The organism is Candidatus Cardinium sp. TP, assembly GCF_025215055.1.
GTDB lineage: Bacteria > Bacteroidota > Bacteroidia > Cytophagales > Amoebophilaceae > Cardinium.
The window spans coordinates 1-10,486 of record NZ_JANAVR010000033.1; the positions used below are offsets into that span (position 1 = coordinate 1).

The following is a 10,486-nucleotide window of genomic DNA, read 5'->3' on the forward strand; positions in this document are numbered from 1 at the left end:
TTAGTCTTTGAAAAAAATAATCAAATCGCTTATCTTAACAACCTAACTGACACATTTAACTTAACGGACAACTTTAATACTTAAATTTTTACTGCCTGTCAGATTAAATCTTGACTACTACATTTAAAGAAATAACACGCCTCCAGTTAGACAATCAAAATCTAGAATGTTATATAGCGCAGCTTGCTAATTCAGATTCAAGTACAGTTCAGAAAAATTTAGAAAATTTTCTATCCCATCTCATAAAGGTTCATGATAAGTATTCAGATATACCTTTTGGCAATGCATCTGGGAAAACGTTTCGTGAGGCCAATCATCATGGCTTTCTAACAGGTGCTTTAAGCAATTATAAATATCGTTATAATGGTAAAATTTATCCAGAACAATTTTCAGGTAGCGGCTATGCAGATCTTGTAGTGCTATTCCGGGGTCCTGACCGTATAACTAATGCTGTTCGTATAGTTATTGAACTTAAAGCAAGTGGTGAAACGCCTACTGCAGGACTTGTTCAAACCGATAAGTACACTGCAGGTCCAACACGTGTTTTAACTACTTCAGATCAAGTGTTTTGTGTAGGGTTAAATTTTGATTTTAAGCCAAAAGAGGATGATCTGAAATATATACTTAATGTAATTGATAATTGGGAACTAATAGAAGGAATAGAAGTTTTAAAAGAAAAAGTAATAAAATGGAAAAGTATAGGAAATTACCGTTATATACTAGAAACTTTTAATAAATGTCAAGGAAATAATAAAGAGGAGCTAAAAAATAAGATAAAAACATATATGTATTCTAAATTTCGTTATAAGACAGTTCCTCTTGAAAGACCAGCGAAACCCTTAATGGAACGTATACTCACTTATATTTATTCTTGGAATAAATCTGAAATAACTAAAGATCAATTAGAAAAACAAGTTAAGAACGCTTTTTCACATGAGTATAATGGTTTTCCTGCTGTTAAGGAATCAAAAAAGACTCACTATTTTAATAGATATATATTAGGTCAATCGATCTTAGTTAATAAGATTGATAACGATAATGTAAAAAAATATTTATTTTCTTATGAAAAAAGTCCGCTGAAAGATGAAAAAGTTCGTGGTGTAAAACCATTACCTTCCCCTATTACGTTAGCAAAGAATCCTGTTACTACTTTATTTTTTATTAGAGGTAACGATCCCCACGATAAAACCGCCTATGTTTTTCATATAAAAGAGTTTGATGAAAAAAAATTTATTGAAGATACAGAAATCCAAATTCCAAATGAATCAAGAACAGTAAAAGATGTAGTGGAAATTTATTTAAACTTAAAAAGTTTTCAAACTTCTCAAGAAGGTGCATCCTTTGATGGTCTTTTTAGCATAGGTAAAGTAAATAAATATAAATTAAGTCAAAATCAGGGGAAAACGTTTAAAGGTACTCATATTGAAATTCCTAGCTCTGAAAAATTAAAAGAATCATTTAATAAGGCGATAGATTCACAGAGTAAAATTAAATTGCCTTCTTCTCAGATATCGTCTGATATATCATCCGGTGATTATGGGAATCTATTTGATGAAATAGCTAAAATAATGTATCCTATTAAGGATTCTATTAATAATGAGGCACAATTACAGGGTTTTTTGAATGGTCTTTTCAGTAGTTATAGCGATCTAAGGTTACAAGAATCTTTTGGATCATCCAATCAGAATCAAAGGACTGTAATTATACCTGAGTTTCAAACAGGTGGAGGTCCTCGTGTCGATATGTTGATTCAAGCTATTGGTCCTTTAGATCAAGGTACTAAAGAGTATGTACCTGTGTTATTGGAGTTTAAGGTAGATTCGGTAAGTTTAAGTAAACGTCAAAAAAAAAATTTAGGATCGAATGATAAGCAAAATCCGGAAGAAAAAGAATTAATTACTAAAGGTAATAATAAAGTAGAAGAATTAACTACAGTTCAGAGGAATAAATATGCTCAAGGTGCTGCTATAAAAGCTATAACAGATGGTGATAAAGTAGCTGTTATGGGTGTTTTATTTAATACAAATGCTAAAGGTGCCGGTACTTTAATTTTTACGAGTAAATCCTTTACTACTGCTGTAGTGGTGCATAGTTCTATTACTGAATCACGTATGGCAGAGTTAGAATATATATTGAGAGAAATTAAAGGTGAAGGAGAAGGAAAAAGAAAAGATTTAACCTTTTTCGAGCTTGCAACAAAAGAAACAAGATATGATTATAGGTTACAAGCACAGGATATACCTGATATAGCAAGAATTGAATATGGTTTTATAACCAGTATAGATAGTGGGCTCTTTAAAGTAGTACGTTCAATTAAACAGCTTACTAAGCAAAAAGAGTTGAAAAAACTCAAAGGTAAAATACAACAAGATAAAAAACAACCACTAACGCTAATTATTAACTTAAATAATGAACACTGGGTTACATTAGTTGTTTCTCATAAGGATGGTAAATATCAAGGATATTATGCAGATTCGCTTGGTAAAGAAATTCCAAAAAATTGTGAAGGAGCTTTAAAAAATAATTCAATTATTGTTGAGGATCTAACTTGTCAAACAGATAAGCTTCCTGTTCAGCAGACAGATGGCTATAATTGTGGCTTATGGGCTTTAGAAAATGCTAGAGATATTAATGATTCATTACGTTCTACAAATACCATTTCTGAAATAAAGGAACGTTTAATGAAAAAAAGAGACGAAAATTATTTCAAAGAAAAAAGAATTAGTTTATTAAAAAAATTAAATGAAGATCCAGGGCGACTTAATAACTTAAGAAATTTTAATTATAAAGAATATTATAATGGAGGTGGTAGCAATGTAAATCTAATAAGTTGTCTAGGTGGAAGTATACGTACAAGAAATACAGATCCTAATAGCTGTTTAATTTCGTGTGATGAGGATGTTAAGAAGTTTAATGCAGAGACAGAAGATCCAAGGAATTATGATAAAATAAATATTGATAGTGAGGAGTTCTTTAAAAATTCGAGTAGTGTCGAAGATGAAAACAGACAACCTCAATTAATGCAATTAGTTGATGAAGTAACTCATTCAATAAGTACGCTTAACCTATCAAATGAATCAGCTGAAGCAAGACTAGACCATTTAAAAGAACAAATGTCAGCTATGCATAATAGTAAGATTGATAGTACTAGCTTCCCTACTGTAGCACCTACTGATATAACGCCACTAAATTTAATCCACAACTCGAATAATTTTAGTGAGGCTATTTAAGGTTTAAGCTATTCTTTGCTATAAAAAAACTTGTAAGTATCTAAGGCGAAATATTGTCATCCATTAGAACGATAGATTAACGCATGCTACTTTGAAAAAGTTTGCTGTATGATTTAAGATATGATAGAAACTGTAAGAACAGCCTTAGCGTGTAGCAAATTTCTATTGCAGTTAGTGGGCATTAAGGTTACCGAGGATACAGCCAATCAAGCTAGTGAAAACACTGATTCAGACTTTTCTCAGGATATTAATGCTAGTTTAGCAGCGTTAAATAGGACTTATAATGCAAAGTTGCATCAGAAAAAACTATCCTATGCTAAACTAACCACCCAATTTTTGCCATTGGCCTTTCTTTCAACTGATGGAACATACTACGTACTAGCGAAGATAGATGAAGATCAAGTCCTGGTACAACATCCGTTTAAACCTAGGCCTGATATGTGGTCTCAGGAGCAACTAAGTAGCTGTTGGACTAGGAAGGTAATTATCTTATCAAATAAAGTGCTAAAATTTAGCCTATCTTGGTTTGTACCAGCTTTTTGGCAATATCGCCATATCCTTAGTGAGATTCTGCTTTTTTCCTTAGTTCTGCAAGTATTGGGTCTGGTATTACCCTTATTCTTCCAAGTCATTATGGATAAGGTGTTGGCCTATAAGGTACAGTCTACTTTAGATGTTTTAATTTTTGCTTTGGTTCTTACTGGAATTTTTGAAGTATTGTTACGAGGATTGCGTGAATACCAATATAATCATACTGCCAAGCGGATTGATATCTTACTAGGTGTTAAACTAGTTAAACATCTGCTTGGTCTGCCGTTGATTTATTTTAAGAACCGATCTGTTGGCGCATTAGTAGCCAGAGTGCACGAATTAGATAGCATTAGAGACTTTTTAAGCAGCTCGCTATTTACACTGTTAGTAGATGTCAGCTTTATGAGTATATTCTTGCTCGTAATGTGGTTGATATCACCAACTTTAACCTTGATCTCACTACTGGCTGTTCCCTTCTATGCGCTAGTAGCTTGGTATTTTACCAAACCCCTCCAAGCTAAACTACAGACACAATTTCGTTATAGCGCTGCCAATACCTCTTTCCTTACTGAAACGATTGCTGGGGCTGAAACGGTTAAGAGTTTAGCTATTGAACCCTATTTATCCAGGCGTTGGGAGAGTCAAACCTGTGATTTAGTGGATGCTAATTATCAAACTCAACTATTATCTTCTTTATCTGATCATTTAGTACAAGCCATTAGTAAAGTAACTAGCGCTTTCATATTATGGTGTGGGGCTAGTATGGTGATTAAACTGGATATTACGCTGGGGCAATTAATTGCTTTTAATATGTTATCTGGGCATTTTGCCCATCCCTTAACTAAATTAGTAGAACTATGGGGTAAATTTGTACAAGCAAAAATCGCTATAGAGATATTAGGAGATACGTTAAACTTACCTGTAGAACAACCATCTCAAGCAGAACCTTTTCCTTTGCAAGGCGCTATCACGCTAAAACAAGTAACTTTTCGCTATCAAACAAAAACTCCTTTAGTACTACAAGGTATTTCGCTTCATATTTCAGCTGGTGAACAAATTGGCATTGTAGGTGAGTCAGGTTCTGGTAAAAGTACCTTAGCACGTTTATTACTACGACTGTTTTTGCCAGAGCAAGGACAGATATTATTTGATGGTGTGTCATTAAATAATTTGAATGCCCGCCATTTACGCAAACAAGTAGCGGTAGTATTGCAAGAAAACTATTTATTTAACCGTACGGTTCGAGACAATATAGCCCTATCCTTCCCAGCATCTGACTCAGAAACCATAATAGAAGCATCCAAATTAGCTGGCGCCCATGAATTTATTTTACAGTTGCCACTTGGTTATGATACAGTAATCGCTGAAGGAGGCAGCTCACTATCTGGAGGACAGCGCCAACGCATTGCTATTGCTAGAGCATTACTAATGGATCCCAAGATATTGATCTTTGATGAAGCTACTAGCGCTTTAGATGATGCGTCACAAGCTTTGATTCAAGCAAATATGGCTAAAATTGCGCATGGCCGAACCATCATTACCATTGCCCATCGCTTATCTACCGTACAACGATGTGATCGCATTATCGTGTTGCAACAAGGCAACATTATTGAACAAGGCAGCCATCAAGCATTATTGCAACTAAAAGGTAAATATGCCTATTTGTGGGGGCTCCAAGAAGAATTTGGCGTAGCATCATGAGGAATGTAATAGCAAGAATAATAACTAAAGCCAACTTTTTGTGGCATAAAACACGGGCTTTATGGCAGTCATATTTCCATCGGTCTGAGTGTGACCAGTATGAGTTTCTACCTTCTTACCTGGAACTCATGCAGCGCCCGCCTGCTGCTAGTGCCAGAATCACTGCGATTACATTGAGCATTTTCGTATTATTAGCACTAACTTGGTCCTATTTTGGGCAGTTAGATATTCATGCTACGGCTACAGGTAGATTGACGTTGCCTAGTCGTTCTCAGACCATTCAGGCATATGAATTAAGCGAAGTAGCTGAAATATTGGTTCAAAATGGCCAATCGGTTAAAGCTCGGGATAAGTTATTGGTATTAAATATAGTGGGCATCTCTCAGGAATTAAAACGTTGCCAAGAGCAAAAAACCTTCCAACAATTAGAAGTAGCCCGTTATCGCGCTTTGCTTAACGATGACCGATGCAATGCTTTGATCCTACCAAGTGATACCGATCCATCTATAGAAAAAAGAACTATTGCTTACTTTACCAGTGTCTGGCAAGAATACCTAGCGATGTTGTCCAAATTAGATGCTGAGATAGAGACGAATCAATCTGAGCAAATGGTTCACCAAAAGAGCCTATATGGGTTGCAAAAAATAAAAAATAATATCCAGAAACGGCTACGACCTAGCCGTAGGCTGGCTCAATCTAATTTTATGGCTAAGATGACCTTATTAGAAAGGGAAAAAGAAGCATTAGAAAACCAATTATCCATAGATGCTAAGAAAAAAGAGTTAAAAGTATTACAAAAACGGGCACATACTTTACGAAAAGCAAAATCCAGTTATATCGCACAAAAAAAAAGAGAGTGGCATGATGGCTTAAATAAATCGACCTCTGCATTATTACTAGCTGAGGAAGAACTGGCTAAAGCAGAAGCGCGTAGCAGACTGCAAATCGTACGAGCGCCTATGGATGGAATCGTACAGCAATTGGCCATACATACCATTGGAGGCGTTGTACAGGGGACACAAAAACTTATGATAATCACACCGCATGATGGTGCGCAACAAGCAGAAATCGATATTGCTAATAAAGATGTTGGATTTATTCAAGTTGGCCAGCCAGTTACCGTAAAAATTGAAGCCTTTCCATATAGCCGCTATGGTACTATAAACGGAACAATAAAAAGTATCTCGCTAGACTCGATTAAACGTAATGAGTCCAGCCCAGAATTGATTTTTCCCGCTCAGATTGAATTGGTACAAAATTATATGATGATTGATCATCAACCCGTCATCTTAACCCCTGGCATGTCTATAGTGGTTGAGCTTAAAATTGGTAAACGACGGATTATTGATTATTTATTGAGTCCCGTACGAGAATATACATCTGAAGCTTGGAGAGAACCCTAATGCATCAACCAATCATTTCCGGTACATATGGTTTAGCGGCCATTATACGCGCTGCACAATCATTTCAACTCGTGGTAAAAGAAACATTATTAAGCCATAAACTAGGTATAGACTGCCAAATGCTAAGCTGGATGGAGGTTTGCCAGGCTGCTAAACTAGTTGGCTTACGATCTAAATATTATCCAGAAATAAATGATGACCTGTCGACTTTACCCTTGCCCATCTTAGTTTGTTTGGATGGAAAATGGAATGTAATTGAAAAAGTAGAAGATGGGTATTGGTCACGTTATGATCCAGCTACAGAACAGCTCTATCAAGAAGCTATACCTAATGGTAAACTATCCATCCTATTACTAGCCGAAGAGGAACTACAAGTTAAAGATGTTAAGTTTGGATTTCATTGGTTTTTACCTTCTATATTACGTCATATAGGCCAATTTCGTAATGTATTAGCGCTCTCATTAACCTTACAATTTATTGCTTTAATTGGACCAAAACTATTTCAAAATGTTATAGATCGAGTCTTGGTCAACAGAGCTATGTCAAGCTTACAGGTATTGGCCATTGCTATACTAACCTTGTCCATATCCGAACCTTTACTGGCTTATTTACGAGGTAAGTTTTTTACTAATTTAGCTAGTAAAATTAACTCAGAACTTTCTTCCAGATTATATCGCCATTTATTGATGCTACCATTGGATTATTTTGCACAACGCCAAACGGGGCAAATTGTTGCACGCATTCGGGAAATGAATCAGATTCGTCAGTTTTTAACAGGGTCAGCCTTAATGTTAATCTTAGATAGTGTTTTTATTTTGGTCTTCTTAATGGTCATGTTTAGTTATGCTAACCTACTCACTTGGATTGTAATGGGATCATTGGTGTTATATGTCCTATTTTGGTTGACTATTGGGCCAATACTACGCCAACGTGTTACTAAAGAGTATGATGCTAGTGCTTTAGCGACCGCTTATTTAACAGAGACGATTACGGGTATTGAAGTACTCAAAACGACAGCCACTGAACCAGATTTTTTAAAACGTTGGCAAAAAGTTTTAGCTTGTCAATTACGGGCAGCTTTTTCAGCTAAAAAGATAGCCATTATAGCCAGCCAGGGTATTGGATTAATACAAAAGTTAACTTCTGCCTTTCTTTTATGGTTTGGCGTTAAAATCGTATTACAAAATGAACTTACGGTTGGTGGATTAGTAGCTTTTAACATGTTAGCCAACCATGTAACGCAACCCATCCTTAGGTTGGCGCAAATCTGGCAAGATTTTCAGCATACCTTAATAGCGCTGCGTCGTATCGGGGATATTTTAGACACAAAGTCAGAAGCTGACCATAAAGGTATAGCCACACTACCTACATTACAAGGGCAAATAGCATTCCACTATGTATGGTTTCGTTATCAACCTAATACACCAGAGGTAGTAAAGGATTTATCTATGTCAATACAACCAGGGGAGTTTATCGGTATTACGGGCCCGTCTGGTTCAGGTAAAAGCACACTAACCAGACTAGTACAACGGCTTTATACGCCACAATATGGTCAAATTTTAATTGATGGAATAGATATTGCTACTATTGATCCCGTTTCACTACGTTGTAATATAAGCGTAGTGTTACAAGATAATATGTTGTTTGCCGGCTCCATTTTAGAAAACATTAAATTGCGTTGCCCAGCAGCTGGTGAGAAAGAGGTAGTAGAAGCCGCAACACTGGCTGGTGCAGATCAGTTTATTCGTACACTACCACAAGCTTATCAAACGATCATTGGAGAAAGAGGTAATAGTTTATCTGGTGGTCAACGTCAACGCATCGCTTTATCGCGTGCCTTACTGGTAAATCCACGCATCTTGATTTTAGATGAAGCCACTTCAGCACTTGATTATGAATCTGAAGCCGCTATCATGGCTAATATGCACCAAATTTGTCATAACCGAACGGTCATTGCCATTGCCCATCGGTTAAACACCATTAAAAAAGCGGATCGTATCTTAGTACTAGATCAAGGTAAGATTGTCCAGCAAGGTACGCACACCGAGCTCCTTAAACAGAAAGGAATTTATGCTGATCTATGGCACATGCAAACTAATAGTCAATAAATAATTAAAAGTTTTCTAATAAATTTTTATCACAATGTTAGTAAAACAGATATGGGCTAAGATTTTTAGCTATAGTGCGCTACTTATAACCTATAATTTGGCATATGCTGCGACAAATAAACCTATTAGTTTACAAGAAGCGATACAAATCGCTTTAAAAGAAAATTTGAACATTCAAATTGCTGAAAATACAAGAAAAGGAGCCATTTTTTCTAATAGAATGGCCACCTTGAATCTATGGGCGCCTAAAGCTACTTTTTTACTTTCCCAGGATAATCAGTGGGAAAAAGAAACAAAAAACACTCATTTACTACAATCAAATCCTATTTTTACTTTATCATGGAAACTTAAATCTGTGGTTGATAAAATTTTCCAAACTAAGCACTATGACCAACAGCATACGATAGATCGCTTAACTGCAGCAAAAGCAATAGAAGATGAATTGCAGAAAGTAGTGACCTGCCATTATGAACTCGCATTGGCACAAAAAAAAGAAGAACGGTTTCATACCTTTATAGAGATCGCAGCTACTAAGCTAAAGATAGAAGAGGAGCGATTTAGATTAGGGTTCTCATCCAGAGTAGATTCTTTAAATGCTGATTTAGTACTCAAACAAGCAAAATTAACTTTATTAGAACATCAAGAAATACTTAAAGAAAAGTGCCGGAATTTGAATTTAGTACTTGGTAAGCCTATTAATAAAGAAACGCTCGTGGAAGCAGATATTTCTGTTCAACCAGTATGGGATATTACGACTGTAGGAAAAGTAGTAGATTTAGAAGCAGCCATACAAGAAAAAAAAGTAGCCATAGCTACAACCGAGCTTACTAAAGTTAAATGCTACCCGCTTTCTTGTTTAAGCCTATTAGCTGAAATTAGATCAAATGGTTATACCTATCATTTCAATGATGGAAAATGGAGGAATCATCCATCTAAGGCCATGTTAAGTATCTCGATTGGTGTAGATGTGGGTGGATTATTCCTTATGCCTTCAAAAATTAGACAAGCAAAAATGGCATTGAATAACGAAATATTTAAACTGGATCAGCACAAACGGCTCTCAGAGGGTATATTAGAGAATAAAAAATGGAAGTACCATCATATGTTGGGTTTGCATAAACTCGTACAAGAGAAACTAAAAGTAAGTGGAAAAAAATTGTTACTTGTAAAAGAAAACTATAAATCCAATCAGATTAAACTACTAGACTTACAGGAAGCAGAAGAAGAAATGCAAAAAGCAGAAATTAACTTAATAGAGTATGCTTTTAAGGTAAAACAAGCAGAATTCGAACTTTATACACTCATCGGTAACCTAAATAAACGAGTATAAAAAGGACCATCGGGCGCGTACTGACAGAAAGTTACGGTTTTGACTTAAACCTTAAATTGTAGTAGTTAGGATTTAATCTGACAATTGTTAAATTATGATGATATAAATCTTAACTACTATGAACTTACATCAAAAAATTATCAAGCCTAAATTAGGGTTATTGGAACTAGCTAAAACATTAGG

5 protein-coding genes are annotated in these 10,486 nt (G+C 35.5%); all 5 read left to right on the forward strand.

Translation table 11 applies throughout. From position 1 onward, the window contains the following. Window positions 1-110 precede the first annotated feature (110 nt). The 5 genes from NLX65_RS04035 (at window position 111) to NLX65_RS04055 (ending at window position 10,303) form a co-directional block, all read left to right on the forward strand. Window positions 111-3,230, forward strand: coding sequence for a hypothetical protein (locus NLX65_RS04035; RefSeq protein ID WP_260537437.1), 3,120 nt, complete (start codon window positions 111-113; stop codon window positions 3,228-3,230). 120 nt (window positions 3,231-3,350) lie between these two features. Next, window positions 3,351-5,462, forward strand: a complete 2,112-nt coding sequence (locus NLX65_RS04040; protein WP_260537439.1) for a peptidase domain-containing ABC transporter — start codon at window positions 3,351-3,353, stop codon at window positions 5,460-5,462. Window positions 5,463-5,500: 38 nt separating this feature from the next. Then, window positions 5,501-6,865, forward strand: a complete 1,365-nt coding sequence (locus tag NLX65_RS04045) for an HlyD family type I secretion periplasmic adaptor subunit (RefSeq protein ID WP_260537442.1) — start codon at window positions 5,501-5,503, stop codon at window positions 6,863-6,865. Continuing rightward, window positions 6,850-8,973: a type I secretion system permease/ATPase gene (locus tag NLX65_RS04050; protein WP_260537444.1), complete on the forward strand. Its 2,124-nt coding sequence runs from the start codon at window positions 6,850-6,852 to the stop codon at window positions 8,971-8,973. The genes NLX65_RS04045 and NLX65_RS04050 overlap by 16 nt, the downstream gene beginning before the upstream one ends. Before the next feature lie 34 nt (window positions 8,974-9,007). After that, complete coding sequence (locus NLX65_RS04055) at window positions 9,008-10,303, forward strand: TolC family protein (protein ID WP_260537446.1); 1,296 nt, start codon at window positions 9,008-9,010, stop codon at window positions 10,301-10,303. Window positions 10,304-10,486: the final 183 nt, after the last annotated feature.

What these genes read in the sequence shown, in the direction of transcription:
- NLX65_RS04040 (WP_260537439.1), top strand. Translation starts at nt 3,351, where the DNA reads ATGATAGAAACTGTAAGAACAGCCTTAGCGTGTAGCAAATTTCTATTG.
- NLX65_RS04055 (WP_260537446.1), top strand. Translation starts at nt 9,008, where the DNA reads ATGTTAGTAAAACAGATATGGGCTAAGATTTTTAGCTATAGTGCGCTA.